The organism is Kitasatospora sp. NPDC094028 (genome assembly GCF_049543595.1).
GTDB lineage: Bacteria > Actinomycetota > Actinomycetes > Streptomycetales > Streptomycetaceae > Kitasatospora.
Genome location: NZ_JBMVFA010000040.1, coordinates 1 through 16,276, shown reverse-complemented (window position 1 = coordinate 16,276; position 16,276 = coordinate 1). Strand labels below are relative to the sequence as shown.

18 protein-coding genes are annotated in these 16,276 nt (G+C 74.7%); 10 read left to right on the top strand and 8 right to left on the bottom strand.

Annotated features, from left to right (window positions below):
• The first annotated feature begins 70 nt into the window (after positions 1–70).
• Entirely contained in the window at positions 71–1,021 is a 951-nt protein-coding gene (locus ACPC54_RS36365; protein ID WP_498970979.1) for a molybdopterin-dependent oxidoreductase, read from the top strand.
• 77 nt (positions 1,022–1,098) lie between these two features.
• Here the strand turns inward: ACPC54_RS36365 and ACPC54_RS36360 are convergent, their stop codons facing one another.
• Genes ACPC54_RS36360 through ACPC54_RS36350 form a run of 3 tightly spaced genes read right to left on the bottom strand, consistent with a single transcriptional unit; the run spans position 1,099 to position 3,784 of the window.
• On the bottom strand, positions 1,099–1,578 hold the full coding sequence (locus ACPC54_RS36360; protein ID WP_498970977.1) for a GerMN domain-containing protein: 480 nt from the start codon (positions 1,576–1,578) through the stop codon (positions 1,099–1,101).
• The gene (locus tag ACPC54_RS36355; protein ID WP_498970975.1) at positions 1,575–3,107 is read right to left on the bottom strand and encodes a sensor histidine kinase; all 1,533 of its coding nucleotides are present in this window, start codon (positions 3,105–3,107) and stop codon (positions 1,575–1,577) included. The genes ACPC54_RS36360 and ACPC54_RS36355 overlap by 4 nt, the downstream gene beginning before the upstream one ends.
• Positions 3,104–3,784, bottom strand: coding sequence for a response regulator (locus tag ACPC54_RS36350; RefSeq protein WP_498970973.1), 681 nt, complete (start codon positions 3,782–3,784; stop codon positions 3,104–3,106). The genes ACPC54_RS36355 and ACPC54_RS36350 overlap by 4 nt, the downstream gene beginning before the upstream one ends.
• A 158-nt stretch (positions 3,785–3,942) precedes the next feature.
• Here ACPC54_RS36350 and ACPC54_RS36345 point away from each other — a divergent pair, with 158 nt between their 5' ends.
• Complete coding sequence (locus ACPC54_RS36345; RefSeq protein WP_498970971.1) at positions 3,943–4,791, top strand: polysaccharide deacetylase family protein; 849 nt, start codon at positions 3,943–3,945, stop codon at positions 4,789–4,791.
• A gap of 18 nt (positions 4,792–4,809) precedes the next feature.
• Here ACPC54_RS36345 and ACPC54_RS36340 read toward each other — a convergent pair whose 3' ends face one another.
• Positions 4,810–5,307 carry a hypothetical protein gene (locus ACPC54_RS36340; RefSeq protein WP_498970969.1) on the bottom strand — a complete coding sequence of 166 codons (498 nt, stop codon included), beginning with the start codon at positions 5,305–5,307 and terminating at the stop codon, positions 4,810–4,812.
• A gap of 227 nt (positions 5,308–5,534) precedes the next feature.
• Between ACPC54_RS36340 and ACPC54_RS36335 the strand changes: the two genes are divergently transcribed.
• From ACPC54_RS36335 to ACPC54_RS36325, 3 genes are all read left to right on the top strand, one after another.
• Positions 5,535–6,266 carry an SMI1/KNR4 family protein gene (locus ACPC54_RS36335; protein WP_498970967.1) on the top strand — a complete coding sequence of 244 codons (732 nt, stop codon included), beginning with the start codon at positions 5,535–5,537 and terminating at the stop codon, positions 6,264–6,266.
• Positions 6,267–6,390: 124 nt separating this feature from the next.
• Positions 6,391–7,338 carry a GNAT family N-acetyltransferase gene (locus ACPC54_RS36330; RefSeq protein WP_498970965.1) on the top strand — a complete coding sequence of 316 codons (948 nt, stop codon included), beginning with the start codon at positions 6,391–6,393 and terminating at the stop codon, positions 7,336–7,338.
• 266 nt (positions 7,339–7,604) lie between these two features.
• Complete coding sequence (locus tag ACPC54_RS36325) at positions 7,605–8,186, top strand: potassium channel family protein (protein WP_498970963.1); 582 nt, start codon at positions 7,605–7,607, stop codon at positions 8,184–8,186.
• A 63-nt stretch (positions 8,187–8,249) separates the two neighbouring features.
• Here ACPC54_RS36325 and ACPC54_RS36320 read toward each other — a convergent pair whose 3' ends face one another.
• On the bottom strand, positions 8,250–9,092 hold the full coding sequence (locus tag ACPC54_RS36320) for a universal stress protein (RefSeq protein WP_498970961.1): 843 nt from the start codon (positions 9,090–9,092) through the stop codon (positions 8,250–8,252).
• 10 nt (positions 9,093–9,102) lie between these two features.
• A complete protein-coding gene (locus tag ACPC54_RS36315) occupies positions 9,103–9,495 on the bottom strand; it encodes a DUF302 domain-containing protein (RefSeq protein WP_498970959.1) in 393 nt (130 codons plus the stop codon).
• Between the two features lie 186 nt (positions 9,496–9,681).
• Here ACPC54_RS36315 and ACPC54_RS36310 point away from each other — a divergent pair, with 186 nt between their 5' ends.
• The 3 genes from ACPC54_RS36310 (at position 9,682) to ACPC54_RS36300 (ending at position 12,513) form a co-directional block, all read left to right on the top strand.
• On the top strand, positions 9,682–10,314 hold the full coding sequence (locus ACPC54_RS36310) for an Rv1733c family protein (RefSeq protein ID WP_498970958.1): 633 nt from the start codon (positions 9,682–9,684) through the stop codon (positions 10,312–10,314).
• 176 nt (positions 10,315–10,490) lie between these two features.
• A complete protein-coding gene (locus ACPC54_RS36305) occupies positions 10,491–11,729 on the top strand; it encodes a hypothetical protein (protein WP_498970956.1) in 1,239 nt (412 codons plus the stop codon).
• Complete coding sequence (locus ACPC54_RS36300) at positions 11,713–12,513, top strand: alpha-ketoglutarate-dependent dioxygenase AlkB family protein (protein WP_498970954.1); 801 nt, start codon at positions 11,713–11,715, stop codon at positions 12,511–12,513. The genes ACPC54_RS36305 and ACPC54_RS36300 overlap by 17 nt, the downstream gene beginning before the upstream one ends.
• A gap of 84 nt (positions 12,514–12,597) precedes the next feature.
• Here ACPC54_RS36300 and ACPC54_RS36295 read toward each other — a convergent pair whose 3' ends face one another.
• Positions 12,598–13,032, bottom strand: coding sequence for a hypothetical protein (locus ACPC54_RS36295; RefSeq protein WP_498970953.1), 435 nt, complete (start codon positions 13,030–13,032; stop codon positions 12,598–12,600).
• A gap of 218 nt (positions 13,033–13,250) precedes the next feature.
• On the opposite strand from ACPC54_RS36295, the gene ACPC54_RS36290 reads away from it, so the two are divergent.
• Positions 13,251–14,933 (top strand): GAF domain-containing sensor histidine kinase, encoded by a 1,683-nt coding sequence (locus ACPC54_RS36290; protein ID WP_498970951.1) that lies wholly within the window; start codon positions 13,251–13,253, stop codon positions 14,931–14,933.
• A gap of 12 nt (positions 14,934–14,945) precedes the next feature.
• Here the strand turns inward: ACPC54_RS36290 and ACPC54_RS36285 are convergent, their stop codons facing one another.
• Positions 14,946–15,647: a response regulator gene (locus ACPC54_RS36285; protein ID WP_498970949.1), complete on the bottom strand. Its 702-nt coding sequence runs from the start codon at positions 15,645–15,647 to the stop codon at positions 14,946–14,948.
• Positions 15,648–15,965: 318 nt separating this feature from the next.
• Here ACPC54_RS36285 and ACPC54_RS36280 point away from each other — a divergent pair.
• Positions 15,966–16,276: amino acid permease (locus ACPC54_RS36280; RefSeq protein WP_498970947.1), on the top strand; the 311-nt coding region annotated here is incomplete at its 3' end.

The following is a 16,276-nucleotide window of genomic DNA, read 5'->3' as shown; positions in this document are numbered from 1 at the left end:
GATGTCAGACCCTTCTTGTACCGTCGACCACACGCATCATCAAGATCGACTTTCCACGGGGGCATGACCGATGATCAGGACCGATCCGGAGACACCCGACGTCTTCCTCACCCCGGTCGACGAGGTCTTCATCCGCAACCACCTCGGACCGCACCCGCGGCTCGACCTCGACACCTGGTCGCTCAGCGTCGAAGGCCTGGTGGAGCGGCCGCTGCGGCTGGACTTCGCCCGCATCCAGGGCCTGCCGCAGACCCGCTTCAACGCCGTCCACGAGTGCTTCGGCAACCCGCTGCACCCCACGGTGCCGACCCGCGCCGTCACCAACCTGGAGTGGGTCGGCGTCCCGCTCACCGCCGTCCTGGAGCTCGCCGGGCCGCTGCCGGAGGCCCGGCACGTCTGGCTGGAGGGTGCCGACGCGGGCGACTTCGCGGGGGAGAACGGGATCCACTTCGTCAAGGATCTGCCCCTCGACCAGGCGGGCACCGAGGTCTTCCTCGCGCACACCATGAACGGCGAACCGCTGCGCCCGGACCACGGCTTCCCGCTGCGGGCGGTGGCCCCCCGGATGTTCGGCACCAACTCGGTCAAGTGGCTGAGCCGGATCGTGCTGTCCGCCGACCGCGCCGACCACCTCTTCACCACCCGCCTCTACACCCGCGTCCTGCCCGGCGAGACCGAGGTCCGGCCGGTCCGCGAGAAGGACGTCTGCAGCAAGCTGCTCGCCCCGGGCGACGGGCGCACCGTCCCGGCCGGATCCTGCGAACTGGCGGGCTACGCCTGGAGCTCCACCGAGGTGACGGCCGTCGAGGTCGCCGTGGACGACGGCGACTGGCAGCTCGCCGCGCTGGACGGGCGCGGCCCGGACCCGACCTGGCAGCGCTTCCGGCTCCGGTACGACCTCACCCCGGGCCCGCACCGCGTCCGCTGCCGGGCCACCGACTCCGCCGGGCGCGTCCAGCCGCTCACCGGCGACCGGAACGCCGTCCACGAGATACACGTCGTCGCCGAGGCGGGCGCCTGACCGGCCGGGCCTGACCGGCCGGTCCTGGACGTCCGGGCCGGCCACGGCGCCCGGATCCGCGCCGGCGGACGTCCCGGTCAGCCGGCGCGGTGCAGGTCGCACTGCTGCTGGATGGCGGACGGTGCGTCACTGCTGACGATCGCGACCTTCGGCTCCGGCCCGGTGGTGGGGGCGTCCTCGGCGGTGCAGACCAGCTGCTGCACGGCGGGGGCGGACAACGACGCGGCCGGCCAGGACAGGTGCAGGGTGACGGTGCCCGGCGTCGTGCTGGCCTGGACCCGGCCGCCCGGGGGCAGTTCGCTGTACAGGCCGGTGCGCTGCTCGGCCCGGTCGGGCCCGGTGACCAGGGCGTCCAGGGTCTGCTGGAGGTCCTGGCGCTGGGTGCCCGGCCGGATGGCCAGGCGGATGCCGTGCTGGTCGAGGAAGTAGAGCCGGGTGCCGGGTTGGATCCCGGTGGCCGCCCGGCCGCTGCGCACCGGGCCGGTGGTGGCGATCGAGCAGCCGCCGGTCAGCAGCAGCGCGGCCGCGACGGCGCAGAGCCGCTGCCAGCTGGTCACGATTCCTCCGAGCCGGTGGTGACGATGCCCCGGGGCAGGACGAGGGTGAACACCGCGCCGCCGGACGGGGAGTTGGCGGCCTCGATGACGCCGCCGTGCAGCCGCGCGTTCTCCTGGGCGATGGCCAGGCCCAGCCCGCTGCCCTCGGAGCGGGCCCTCGCCTTGTCTGCCTTGTAGAACCGGTCGAACAGGTGCGGCAGTTCGGCGGGCGGGATGCCCGGCCCCCGGTCGGTGACGGTCAGCACGAGCTCGTCGTCCGAGCCGCGCAGGGCGACCCGGACGGGCGGGCGCCCGTGCCGCAGCGCGTTGCCGACGAGGTTGGCGACGATCACGTCGAAGCGCCGCGGATCGAGCCGGACGGGCAGCGCGGCCGGCAGGTCCAGGCCGACCCGGTCGTTCCAGCCGCGCAGGTCGAGCGTCTCGCGAACGGCGACCGCCGCGTCCACGTCCTCGGTGCGCAGCGGTGCGGCGCCCGCGTCGAGGCGGGAGATCTCGATGAGGTCGTTGACGAGCCGGGTCAGCCGCACCGTCTCGCTGCTGATCATGCGCAGGGCCGTGGCGGTGTCGGCGGGCAGGTGCTCGGCGTCCTCGTCGAGGATGTCGGTGACGGCGAGCATCGCGGCCAGCGGGGTGCGCAGTTCGTGCGAGACGTCGGCGGCGAACCGCCGGCCCTGGGACTCGACGGCGCGCAGCTCCTCGATGGTGCCCTGGAGGGTGCGGGCGGTGTGGTTGAAGGTCTTGGACAGCTGGGCGAGTTCGTCGTGCCCGGTGACGGTGAGCCGGGTGTCCAGCCGGCCCTGGGCCAGGGCGTGCGCGACCTCGCCGAGGGCCCGCACCGGCCGCAGCACCTGGCGGGCGGCCAGCAGCGCCAGCCCGGCGGCGAGGATCGCGGCGAACACGCCGGCCCCGGCCGCCCCGGCGAGCAGCGCGTCGGCGGCGCTCTGCTCGCGGTCGAGCGGGAGGACGGCGTAGACCGTCAGGCCGGACGGACTGCCGGCCGGGCCGGCGGGGCTCGTGGTGGCGTAGGCGACGGGGACGCCGGCGGCGAGCCAGGGGTGGTCGTCGGCGGTGAAGCGCTGGAAGGCGGCGTGGCCGCCGCCGGTGACGCGCTGCAGCGTCGGCGGGACGGCGACGGGCTGGGTCCACTGCGAGTGCGCGGTGCCGTAGGCGGCCAGCACGCGCCAGTCGCGGAAGCCGCCCGTCCCGGACAACTCGGCGGCCAGCCGGTCGAGTTCACCCTGCGTCGGCGGGAACGGCAGGGCCGGGGCGAGGACGTCGACGCGCCGGCGGAGCTCGTCCAGGGTGGTGTCCTGGGCCAGGTCGAGGGTGGAGTTGGTCGCGGCCCGGTAGGTGAGCGCGGCGGTGGCCGACGCGCTGAGGGCGGCGACGGCGACGAACGCGACCAGCAGCCGGGGCCGGAGCCCGGCGACGGCGCGGCGCAGCCGGATCAGCCGCGGCGGGCGGGCCGCGCGCGGGTCGTGGTCGTCGTGCGGCTGCGGCGGGGAAGGCGTCGGGGGTGGTGTGGTCACAACGGTCCGAAACGGTAGCCGAAGCCGCGCACGGTCTGGACGTAGCGCGGCGCGGAAGGGCTGTCCTCGATCTTGGCGCGCAGCCGGTTCACCCCGGCGTCGACCAGCCGGATGTCGTCCTCGCGGCCCAACCCCCAGACGGATTCGAGGAGTTGTTCGCGGCTGAAGACCCGCCCGGGCGCGGCCGCCAGCTCCAGCAGCAGACGCAGCTCGCTGGGCGCCAGCGGCAGCGGGGCGCCGCGCTTGGTGACGGTCAGCGCCGCCCGGTCCAGCACCAGGTCGCCGTGCGCCTCCCGCTCCGCCTCCGGCCCGGGCCCGCCCGCGCGGCGCAGGACGGCCCGGATCCGGGCGTCCAGGACGCGGGACTGCGCGGGCTTCACCACGTAGTCGTCGGCCCCGGCCTCCAGACCGAGCACCGTGTCCACGTCGTCCCCGCGTGCGGTCAGCATGATCACCGGGGTCGGCCCGGCCCGGCGGAGCCTGCGACAGACCTCGAAGCCGTCGATGCCGGGCAGCATCAGGTCCAGCACCACGATCTCCGGCGGCTCCTGCCGCGCCTGCTCCAGCCCCTCCTCGCCGGAGGCCGCGGCGCGCACCTCGTGGCCCTGGCGGCGCAGGCCCAGCGCCAGCGCCTCGCGTACGGAGTCGTCGTCCTCGATCAGCAGAACCCGTGGCATGCCAGCCAGTATCGGGCCCCGACCTGCGCGAACGCGCGTACGACGCGGGGCGGGGGCCGGTTGTTGCGAAACGCTCATACGCAGCTCACAGGCCCCGCAACCGGGCGACCGAGGGTGGTGGACACCGCGACACACCGAACCGCCCGAGGAGCACCGCCATGCGCGACCACCGCGAGCCCACCCCGACCGACGAGACCCCGGCCGGCTGGTACCCCCGGGTGGGCCGGCGGCCCGCCGGCCGGCGCACCACGCTGCTGCGCCTGGTGACGGCGGGCGCGGCCGTCGCCACCCTGCTGGGCGCCGCCGGAGTCGTGATGAAGGCTCCCGACCGCGCCCCCGGACTCGCCGCCGCACCGGCCCCGGACAGTCCGTCCACCCCCGACCCGAACCTGCCCGCGCCGCAGGTGGACATGAGCATCTCCCGGCTGTCCGAGGACGCGGGCCGGACCGTCAACCTCACCGTCGACGACGGCCCCGACCCGCAGTGGACTCCACGGATCCTCGACGTACTGGCCCGCAACGGCGCCAAGGCCGTCTTCTGCATGCTCGGCCCCAACGCCCGGGCCCACCCCGAGCTCGCCCGGCAGGTCGCCGCCGCCGGCCACCGCCTGTGCGACCACTCCGTGAGCCACGACACCGCCATGGACCACAAGGAGGTCGCCTACCAGCAACAGGAGATCGTCGACGGCCTGCGGATGATCCAGGAGTCCACCGGCGGCGCACCCGTGCCGTACTACCGCGCCCCCGGCGGGGCCTTCACCCCCGAGAGCCGCCAGGTCGCGGCCGCCCACGGCATGCGGCCGCTGGGCTGGAACGTCGACACCCGCGACTTCGAACGCCCCGGCGTGGAGAAGATCGTCGAGACCGCGAAGGACCAGCTCCGCCGCGGCCCCACCGTCCTGCTCCACGACGGCGGCGGCAACCGCGCCCAGACCCTGGAAGCCCTCGAACAGCTCCTCCCGTGGCTCAGGGCCAACGGCTACACCTTCAGCTTCCCGAGGCGCTGAGGCAGGGACCGGGTGCGACTACGGCAGGGAGGCCTCCAGGAACTCCTTGAGCTCCTTGATCACGTCGACCCCCGGGATGGCGCCGAGGCTGCCCAGCGCGGCGTCGAGGATCTTGAGGAACTTGTGAAAGGGCCTGCCGGCGATGCCGCCGCCACCCCCGCGGCCCCGGCCCGCCGTGGCCATCACGTCAGCGCGTCCGCCGGCCGCGAGGGCCTGCAGCTTGAAGGTCAGGAGTGCGCCGTCCCAACCGTTCTGCGCGAGGGCTTGGAGGACCTGGTCCATGGGGAACGCGGGGTTCGCGCCTCGGAGCGTCCGCAGGGCGAGGTCCCCGGCCCCGCCGGAGGTGAGCACCTGGTCGACGGCGGCGGCGAATCCGGGCCGTAGCTCGTCGCTCACCACGGGGACCGCCAGCCCGTCGTCGACGAGGGACGAGGCGTCGCCGGCGCTCCAGTCGAGGACTCTGAGCGCGTCGTCGACGATGGCTAGAACGGCGTTGACGTCCTGGGGTGTGGCCATAGGTCCTTCTCCTCACGGGCACGGGCGGTTGCTCCCGCGTGCGGGTGCCACACCGAGCCTTGCGGCCCGGTCGACGGCTGTCGCGCGGCGCCGGTCATCGGAGTGACGCGCGACCGCGATCGGGCTCGCGTCCGGGCCGGACGGGGCTGGGCGGGGCTGGACGGGGCTGGACGGGGCCGGAGGGGGCGTGCTCGGCTCGCGACGTCGGGGTCCTATCCTGGCCGGTCATGCGGAGGATCGAATGGGACGGTGTCCGGGAGCGGGTGGGCGCGCTGCGCGAGGAGCGGGCGTGGAGCGCGGCGCGGGCCGAGCTGGCCGCGCCGCTGGCCGAGGGCCAAGTGGCGGAGGCGGAGCGGCAGTTCGGGATCACCTTCCCGGCGGACTACCGGGAGTTCCTGCTCCGGGTGAGTGCGGGCGGGCGGTGGCCCAGGGAACTGCGGCGCGGGCCGGACGGGTGGCACTGGGCGGGGGACGCGGACACCCAGCTGGCACGGCTGGCCGTGCCGTTCCCCGATCATGACACGGCGCTGGCGGCGAGTGACGCGGCGTGGGAGCGGACCGTGCGGGAGGAGGACCACCCCGACCCCGCCGACTTCGAGGCGGCCCGGGCCGCCCGGGACGAGGCCGTGGAGGCGGCGGAGCGGGACCGGGTCACCGGCGCGGTGTTCCTGGCGGGCCACGGCCACAACTTCAGCACCCTGCTCGTCGTCAGCGGCCCGGACCGCGGCAGCATGTGGTTCGACGGGCGGCCGACCTGCGACCGGCTCAACCCGCTGCTGACGGATGCCGGGCGCCCGGCGAGCTTCGGCGAGTGGTACCTCGACTGGCTGGAGCACGAGGAGGCGCTGACGACCCCGGAGCTGGAGAAGGCCGCCGGCGACCGGTGGCACCGCGGCCTGGACACACCGGTCTGGCTCCGCTGGTTCGACGACTGGCAGGAGAACCGCCACGGCCGGTAGCCCGCAGCTCAGGGGCGGCGCGGAAAGCAGTGGCGGCAGGTCCGTTCGGTGGCGTACGTTCCGCCCGGCGGCCGCCGCGGGGTGGCTGCGACCTCTCGTAGAACCCTTGCCCCACGGAGACAGTGTGCGCTTTCGCTCGACCACCGAGACCGACCTCGACCTCGTCCTGGACTGGGACGTCGCCGAACCCGTCGCCTGGATCTCGGCCGCCCGCCATCGCGAGGAATCCGCCGCCCGCCGGCTGCGGCCCGAATGGACGTGGATCGCCGAGGAGGACGGACGGGTGCTGGGTCGTGCCCTGTGGTGGGGCCGCACCGACAGCGAGCACCCGATCGTCCTGGACTGCCTGTCCGTCCACCCGGCGGTCACCGACCCGGCCGCGCTGGCCGCCGACCTGCTGGCCGCCGCCCACCGGGCGTTCGCCGAGCAGGGGCTCACCGGCCTGCCCGAGTACAACATCATGCTGCCCCAGGACGACCCGTACGACGAGGACGCCCGGGCCGTCGCCGTCGCCTGGCGGGAGGACGCCGCCCGGCGCGCCGGCCTGACGGGGCGGATCGAGCGGCTGCGCTTCGAGTGGGCGCCCGCAGCCGGCACCCCCGAGCCGTCCGACCGGCTGGTCTTCACCGCCGAGCCCGACGACGAGGCGTTCGTCGAGGTCTTCCGGCAGGTGGCCCGCGGCAGCCTGGACGGCCAGACGATCGCCAACGTCGCCGCGCTGGGGGAGGAGGGCTCCGCCCGCGACGACCTGGAGTTCTACCTCGGCTGCCCGGGCGAGCGCGACTGGTGGCGGATCGCCCGCACCCCGGACGGGCAGCTCGCCGGCTTCGCCATCCCCTCCCGCACGCCCTCCGGCCCGAACGTCGGCTACCTCGGGGTCGTCCCGGAGATGCGGGGCCGGCGCTACATCGACGACATCCTCGCCGAGATCACCCGCTCCCACGCCGGGCGGGGCGCCACCCGGATCACCGCCACCACGGACACCACCAACGTTCCGATGGCCGCGGCCTTCCGGCGGGGCGGCTACCGGGTCAGCGAGACCCGCGTGATCCTGGCGGCCCCGGCGGCCTGAGGCGTTCACCGCGGCCCGGCGCCCCGTCCGGGCACCCCTCACCTCCCGTCGTCCGGCCCAACCTCGGGATGTCGGCCGGACACCGCCGCACGCGCGGTGTCCGGCCGGCCGGTCCGGTCCGGCGGTCGCCCGGCCGGGCGACCCGGGTTTCCCGGGTCGCCGGGCTGCCCCACCATGAAGGGGCCGGGCGCGCACCCGACCGGGCGGGCCACGACCGTGGCGGCCACGGAGGAGCACCGGTCGTGTCCTTCGAGGGAGGGCCCTGCATGAGCCGGCCGAGCGGAGCCCGTTCCGGGGCACGGCAGCACCGGCGCCGCACCGTGCTGACCGTCCTGCGGATCCTCCTCAGCAGCGCCGGCCTGGTGGCCGCGTACTTCCTGCTGCCGCTGGACCGGGAGTTCACCGCCGGCACCATCGTCACCCTGGTGGGCGGGCTCGTCGGGGTGGCCCTGCTGCTGGTCTGGCAGACCATCCGGATCGTGCGCTCGCCGTCTCCCCGGCTGCGCGCGGCCGAGGCGGTCGCCACCACCGTCCCGCTCTTCCTGTTGCTCTTCTCGTCCGTCTACTACCTGCTCGAACGCGACGACCCGGGCAGCTTCAGCGAGTCGATGTCCCGCACGGACGCGCTCTACTTCAGCGTCACGGTCTTCAGCACGGTCGGGTTCGGCGACATCACCGCCCGCACCGGCGAGGCGCGGTTACTGGCGACCGGGCAGATGATCGGCGACCTGCTGCTGATCGGCGTGGTCGCCCGGGTCATGCTGGGCGCCGTCCAGGAGGGGCTGCGCCGCCACCTGCCCGCCGAGCGGAGCCCCCACCCGGGGAGCGGCGGGGAGGGGGACGACTGACCCCGGCCCCGGCCCCGGCCCCGGGTGCGGGTGCGGCGTCGGGCGGGCGCCGAACGGCCCGGATCAGCCGTACGGGACGACGGCGACCGGGCAGTGCGCGCGGTGGATCGCGGCGCGGGCCACCGGGCCGAGGTGGTGGTGGAGGAACGGCAGGTGGCGGGTGCGGCGGCCGACGACGAGGAGCCGGGCCGTCACCGTCGCGTCGACGAGTTCGGTGGCAGCCCTGCCGGGGACCAGCTCGGCCGTCACGTCCACCCCGGGGTGGCGGGCCCGCCAGGGCTCCAGGGCCCCGGCGAGCCCGGCCCGCTCGGCGGCGGAGGCCTCGTCGCCGCCGGTGGTGCCGTGCGCCAGGTGCTCGCTGCCCGCCGGCGGCGCCCAGACGTGGACGACGCGCAGCGGCGCCGAGCGGAGCGCGGCGGCCTCGAAGGCGAAGGCGAGCACGTCCGCGGCCGGGTGGGCGAGGCCGAGGCCCACGGTCACCGGGCCGTCCGACTCCGCCCCGCCCGCCCGGACGAGCACCACCGGGCAGCCGGCCCGGCGCAGTACCTCCTGGCTCACCGAGCCGACCAGGGAACCGAGCACGGCGCCCAGCCCCCGCGAGCCGAGCACCAGCAGGGAGGCGCTCTGCGCGGCGGTCTCCAGCGCCTCGGCCGGGTCGGCGGACAGGGTCGAGGAGGAGACCGGGACGTCGGGCGTCAGGGTGCGCAACTCGGCTTCCTGGTCGGCGAGTTGCGCCAGCGCGTGGCGGTACGTCTCGTCGCTGCCGACCACGTCCCGCTTCGGCCAGGGCCAGGCCCGCAGGAGTTCGAGGCTCAGGCCCCGGCGCTGCGCCTCGCGGGCGGCCCACTCGGAGGCGGTCAGGCTCTCGGGCGAGCCGTCGAAACCGACGACGACCGGTCCGGTCATGGCGTGCTCCTCAGTCCCGTAGCGAGTCGAGCGCCGCGTTGAGGCGCCGGGCCGCCTCGTCGGCGACCTCGCCCAGCCCGCCGTCCGGCCCGGCCAGCGCGACGAGCGTCTGCGGATCGACGGCCTCGACCAGCGTGCCGTCGCCGTCCGTCCGGACGACCACGTTGCAGGGCAGCAGCAGCCCGATCCGGCGGTCGGCCCGCAGCGCGCGGTGGGCGAGGGCCGGGTTGCAGGCGCCGAGGATCAGGTAGTCCTCGATCTCCTCGCCGATCTTCTCGCGCAGGGTCGCCCGGACGTCGATGGTGGTGAGGACGCCGAAGCCCTGCTCCTGGAGTGCGGCGGTGACGGCGTCGACCGCTTGGCGGAACGGCTGCCGGAGCCGTACGCCGAGACCGTAGTCCATGGTTCCTCCTCGGGGCTGCGGCCCCAGTATCGGCAGGCACGGGGGGCGCCGCCTCCTGGAGGCGGCCAGCGGCGGGCGGAGCAGGGGCCGGATGGTCCCGGGGCCGGTGGCCCGGATGGCCCTGGGGCGGGCGCCGGGGCCGGGAAACACTGGTCGCAAGGCCCCGGGACCCGAGGAGACGCCGCCATGCCCGCCACCGCCACCACACACCGACAGCCGGTCTCGCACACGCCCCTGTTCCAGCACCTCCGCCGGGCCGCCGGCCGGGACCGCAACCCGGTCTGCCGGCCGGTCGACCGGGCGTACAGCCGCCTGGTGGTCGGCCAGTCCCTGGTGGTGCTGGCCGTGTTCGCCGTCGCGGCGGTGGCGGCGCTGCTGGTGTACCGGGCACAGGCGCAGGCCGTGGCGCGGCAGGCCCGGCACCGGCACACCGTCACCGCCGTGACCACGGGCCCGGCGCTGCCCGCCGATCCGTGGGCGGGCGATGTACTGGCGGGCGCTGGGCGGGCGCTGGCCCCTGCCCGCTGGACGTTCCCGTCCGGGCCAGGGGCCGGGAACGTCGCCGTCCCGGACGGCACGCCCGCCGGGACGGCGCTGCCGGTCGCGCTGGACGACGCCGGCCACCCGCTCGGTGCGGCGAAGGGCGGCGAGGAGATCGTCTCGGACGCCGTCGTGACGGGCCTCGGTACGGTCTTCGTCCTCGGGCTGGCCGCCGAGGCCGGCTACGCGCTGCGCCGCCGCGCGCTGGAGCGCCGGGCGGAGCAGGGGTGGGAAGCGGCCTGGGAACAGGTGGAGCCGCGCTGGTCGGGGCGGCGGTAGCGGGCGGGTGGCGCAGCGGAATTCGTTGGCCGCCGTCGAACTCCCGTGAGAGCATCGGGGCCCAACGGTCCGTCCCCTCTTGTTCGCGCTTCGCGGTGCGAAGGGGGAGTGCGGGCCGTCGCCGTGTCAACGGTTCGAGCCGTCCACCAAGGTCCGCGAAAGGCAGGTACCGCCCGATGTCCACGGCAGAGGCGGCAGAGGCGGCAGAGGCGGCAGAAGCCCGCATCGACGATGCCGGCAACGTCCTGGTCGCGCCCTCGGCGCTGCACGGCCACGACGCGGTCCGGGACTTCTTCGGGTCCGTCGTCACACCGGAGGACCTCGCCTCCGGCTCGCCCGAACCCGGGGGGAAGACCGTCTACCTGTGCGGCGACGTCTCCGGGTTCAGTGGCCGCCAACTGGAGTCCGCCGAGCGGGTGTTCGTCGTCCGGGAGCTGTCGGACGGTCACGGGGCGGGCAACTGGCCGGTCGTGGACCTCGGCCGGGTTCCCGTGCGCGTGCACGGCGTCGGCGTGTACTACCGCCGCTTCTTCGGGCCCGACGACGACCACTTCGGACGGGTCCGTGCGGAACACGAGTTCCAGTCCCTGACGGAGGCCACCAAACCCGGAAGCGCCCACCGCAGCGGCATCTATCTGACGCCCGTCACACGGAACGGCGACGAACTGCACTTCCGCCTGCTCCGCTGCTCCACGAACCTCTCCGGGCCGACCGAGGGCTTCGGCCCGACCGACACGGCCGTCGTCGACGCCCTGAACCGCGAGGCCGCCGCCACCTTCCAGCGCCACGCGCCGCTCAACCACGTGCTCGCCCAGATCTACCACAACACCGGTGCCACGCCCGAGCGCAAGCAGTCCAAGGCGAAGATCTCGGCCCATGCCGACAAGACCAAGGACATGCCCGCCAACGGCATCATGGCCTTCTGCACCTTCTACGACGGGCTCGACGGGCTGCGGCCGCTGGCCGAGGACGCCTTCGACCGCGGCCTCAAGGGCGCCAGCGGGCTGACCAGGCTGCGCTTCCGGCTCAAGGAGGGGGCCGAAGCCGGCGACGGGCGCGCGCTGCCCGCGCAGTTCACCCTGACCCTCTATCCCGGCTCCGTGTTCTTCATGCCGCTGTCCACCAACCGCCTGTACACGCACGAGATCCGGCCCGCGGCCCTGGACGCCGAGTCGCTCCCGACCCGGCTGGGGTACGTGGTGCGCTGTTCGAGCGCCGAGGCCGTCCACAAGGACGGTCGTACGTTCCTCAAGAAGGCCGAGGGCCTGGTCGAGCTGGGGCCGCCCACGGCGGCCGGCATGGACGAGCTGCGCCGGCTGTACGCCGAGGAGAACAGGACCTCGTCCTTCATCGACTACGGCGACGCATTCCTCTTCAGCATGAACACGGGAGACTACCGTGCCCCTCGGGCCTAGGATTTCGGACGCGATCGTCTCCTGCGAGCTGCCGGCCGAAGGAGACGTCTTCGCGGAGCTGGCCGCGTCGGCCCGGCTGGAGGAGCTGGGAAAGGGACGGCGAGGCACCGTCCTGGCCAGGGTCGACGAGACGGGCGGGGTGCCCCTCGTCCGCACCACCACGCGGTACGGCAGCCCGGCGCAGCGCTTCGGGGCGGTGCACGAGCGGCTGGCGGGGCGGATCCAGGAGCGTGCGGGGATCCCGGTCGGCTTCAACAACGCCCTCGTCGAGATCTACACGAACGCCTACACGCGCATGGGCGCCCACTCCGACCAGGCCCTCGATCTGGCGGACGACTCGTTCATCGCGGTCTTCTCCTGCTACCGGGATCCCGAGGCGGGCCCGCCTCGGAAGCTGATCTTCGAATCCAAGGGGTCCGAGGGCGAGAAGTCCGACGGCGAGAAGTCCGAGGGCGAGAGGTTCGAGATCCCCCTCGCCCACCGCAGCATCGTGGCGTTCTCCGTCGACGCGAACCGGCGGTTCAGGCACAGGATCGTCCTGGACGCCCCCGTCCCCGCGGCGGACAACGAATGGCTGGGCGTCACCTTCCGGACCTCGAAGACCGTCGTCCGCTTCCGCGACGGACACGCGTACCTCCCGCAGGGCGCGCGCCTCGCACCGGCCGACGAGGACCAGCGGCAGGAGTTCTACCGGCTGCGGCGCCGGGAGAACCGGGAAACGGACTTCGACTACCCGCCGCTGACGTACACCGTCAGTGAGAGCGACCTGCTGCCGCCGCCCTGACGGCCACGGTCGTTCGCCGGCGGGGAATCACGCCGTTCGGCCGGGGCGTTCACCGCGCGTGGCGGCCGGGACGCCGCCGCTCCCTCAGGCCGGGCCCGCGGAGGTGGAGGCGAGGCGAGCCTCGATCTCTTCGAGGATCGGCCGGTAGGCCTCCTCGTACGTCCGCATCCGGGCCCGGCACTCGGCGAACAGCCGCCGGGAGCGGGCCGCGCGGCCCGGCAGCAGGCCGTAGCGGCGCAGACGCACCGAGCGGTGGTCCACCATGAACCCGGCCTTGCAGCGCACGCCGTGGGCGTGGCGGACGACGTCCTCGGCCTCGCGCAGCAGCGAGAGGTAGGCGTCGTGGCCCGTCTTCCAGCGCGCGGCCTCCTCCGGGGTGCCGGGCACCTCGGTGCCGCGCTTCATCGGCTCGACGACGTCGTACAGGGTGAATTCGAGCCCCTCGGGCACCTGGGCCCACCGCATGGTGTTCCACGGCCAGGCGATCAGGGTGAAGGTCCGTTGCTGTACGCGTATCACGCGGTCCCCCCGGGTTGTGTGCGCGTCGGGCGGCCGCCCGGGGGACAGCGTAGAGGCAGTCGGCCGTGCGGACCGCCGGGTGGGCCCTGGCCTGGGCTCTTGCCTCCCGGGAAGGGTGGTGGGCTGGACGGGGGGCGGTCGGCTTCTGCGAGAATCGACCCGTCCGGGGACCAGGGTGGCAGGAGGCTCGTGTGGGCGGGGACGGAGTGCGGTCGCGGATGCCGCAGCTGCGGTTGGACGAGCTCCTGGAGGAGCTCCAGGCACGGATCGACGCGGCCCGGGGCACCCGGGACCGGGTGCACAGCCTGCTGGAGGCGGTGCTGTCGGTCGGCCGGGAGCTGGACCTCACCCAGGTGCTGCGACGGATCGTGGAGGCGGCCGCCGTGCTGGTGGACGCGCGGTACGCGGCGCTGGGCGTGATCGGGCCGGACGGTGAGACGCTGTCGCAGTTCCTCACGGTGGGCCTGACGGACGAGGAGATCGCCCGGATCGGCCCGTACCCGACCGGCCGGGGCCTGCTCGGCGAGCTGATCCACCACCCGGCTCCGCTGCGGCTGGAGGACCTCTCCGAGCACCCGTCCTCGGTGGGCTGCCCGGCGCACCACCCGGTGATGCGGACCTTCCTGGGCGTCCCGGTGCGGGTGCGCGAGGAGGTCTTCGGGAACCTGTACCTGACCGACAAGCAGGGCGGGGAGGAGTTCGACGCCGACGACGAGGCGGTGATCTCCACCCTGGCGGTCGCGGCGGGGGTGGCGATCGACAACGCCCGGTTGTACGAGGAGGCGCAGCGCCAGCAGCGCTGGCTGAGCGTCAGTGCGGAGATCACCCGGGCGCTGCTGTCCGGCGGCTCCCGCTCCGAGGTGCTGGAGCTGATCGCGCAGCGGGCCCGGGAGATCACCGGCGCCGACCTCGCCGACGTCTCCGTGCCGGTGGCCGGGACGGACACCGTGCGGGTGGAGCTGGCCCTCGGCGGGGACACGGCCGGCCGGGCCGGCCTGCTGGTGCCGCTGAAGGGATCGCTGTCGGGCGAGGCCTTCGCCTCGGGGGTGCCGGAGACCACGACGGACCTGGCCGGCGACCCGCGGCTGTCCGCCGGACCGCGCCGCTTCGACGGGCTCGGCGCCGCCGTCGCGGTGCCGCTGGGCCGGGCCGGGGGGCGGATCGACGGGGTGCTGCTGCTGGCCCGGGAGAAGGGCCGGCCCGAGTTCACCGACCGCGAGATCGGCCCGCTGCCGGGCTTCGCCGACCAGGCCGCGCTCGCCCTGGAGCTGGCGGAACGCCGCCGGGACGCCGAGCAGCTGGCGATGCTGGAGGACCGCGACCGGATCGCCCGCGATCTGCACGACCTGGCCATCCAGCGGCTCTTCGCGACCGGGATGACGTTGCAGAGCGCCGCCCGGTTCATCGAGCACGAGAGCGCCTCGGACCGGGTGCTGCGCGCGGTCGGCGACCTGGACGAGACCATCAAGATCATCCGGTCGACGATCTTCGGACTCCGCGCGCGCGAGGAACGCGCCGGGCAGGGCCTGCGGGCCCGGGCCATGCGGGCCGTCGAGCACGCCCAGGCGGTCCTGGGCTTCCCGCCCCGGCTGAGCATGGAGGGCCTGCTCGACACCGACGTCCCGGCCGAGGTCGCGGAGCACGTCGTGGCCGTCCTGGGGGAGGCGTTGAGCAACGCCGCCCGGCACGCCGAGGCGGACCGGGTGGAGGTCGTGCTGCAGGCCACCGGCACGCAGGTCGTGCTGACGGTGCAGGACAACGGCATCGGCGTCCCGGAGCAGGGCCGGCGCAGCGGTCTGCGCAACCTCGCCGAGCGGGCCGAGGGCCTCGGGGGCGTGTTCGAGGTGACGGCTCCGGCCGAGGGCGGCACCCGACTGCTCTGGTCGGCGCCGCTGGCCTGAGGGGGCGGGCCCTCAGGCGCCCCTGGCGCCCGCCTGGCGGCCCTGGCCCGCGAGCACCTCGGTCGCGATGACCGCCGCCTGCACCCGGCGCTCCACGCCGAGCTTGGCGAGCAGCCGGGAGATGTGGTTCTTGACGGTCTTCTCGGCCAGGTAGAGCCGCTGACCGATCTGCCGGTTGGTCAGGCCCTCGCCGACCAGGGCGAGGATCTCCCGCTCGCGCTCGGTGAGCCGGGGGAAGTCGGAGGACTGCGCGGCGGCGGCCTCGCCGCGCAGTCTGGCCATCAGCCGGGTGGCGGCGCCGGGGTCGAGCATCGACTGGCCGGAGGCCACCGTACGGACCGCCGAGACGAGGTCGGTGCCGCTGATCTGCTTGAGCACGTAACCGGCGGCACCGGCCATGATCGAGTCCAGCAGGGCCTCCTCGTCGTCGAAGGACGTGAGGATCAGACAGGCCAACTCCGGCATCCGGGACCGCAGTTCACGGCAGACCGTGACGCCGTCGCCGTCCGGCAGCCGCATGTCCAGGACCGCGACGTCCGGCCGCAGCGCCGGGACCCGGCTGAGCGCCTGCGCCACGGTCGCGGCCTCGCCGACCACCGTGAAACCGGGTTCCGCGTCCAGCAGGTCGTGCACACCCCGCCGGACCACCTCGTGGTCGTCGAGCAGGAACACCTTCACCGGGCCGTCCACACCGACCGCCGCGTCGTCCGCCATCACCGCTCCGAGCTCATGGCCTGCCCCGAGCGGCAGGCAGTACAGGTCTCACCGCAGTCTGCCGGATGCCGGGCCGAGCCGGTAGGGCCGGACGACCCCATTCGGGCCCGCCCGCCGGCCGCGCGGGGCGCCACCGGGCCCGCCCCTTCCCGCCGACGCCCGGGACCATCGGGCGGGTGCGACAGGGACCGCCGGCGGGGGTGACCGGGACGGTCGGCCCCTGGGGCGCGCCGTCCGCCGGGTCGAGGATCTTCAGCGACGGGCCACCGAGAGGACCGGCCCGTCCGAGTGATCCAGCAGCCGGCGAAGGAGCCCCTGATGTCCGTACACGACCGCGGAAGACCAGCGGAGAGCACGACCGAGGACGCGGCTCCCGGGCGGGGCGGAACCTTCGGGCTCCCGGGCGCCACCGCCCTGGTGGTCGGCAGCATCATCGGGACCGGGGTCTTCGCGCTGCCCTCGGCCCTCGCGCCCTACGGGCCGATCGCGCTGGTGGCCTTCGTCCTGGTCACCGTGGGCGCGCTGGCCCTCGCCGTGACCTTCGGGCGGCTGTCGGAGCGGGTGCCGGGCAGCGGTGGCCCGTACGTCTACGCCCGGGAGGCGTTCGGCGAGTTCGCCGGGTTTCTCAC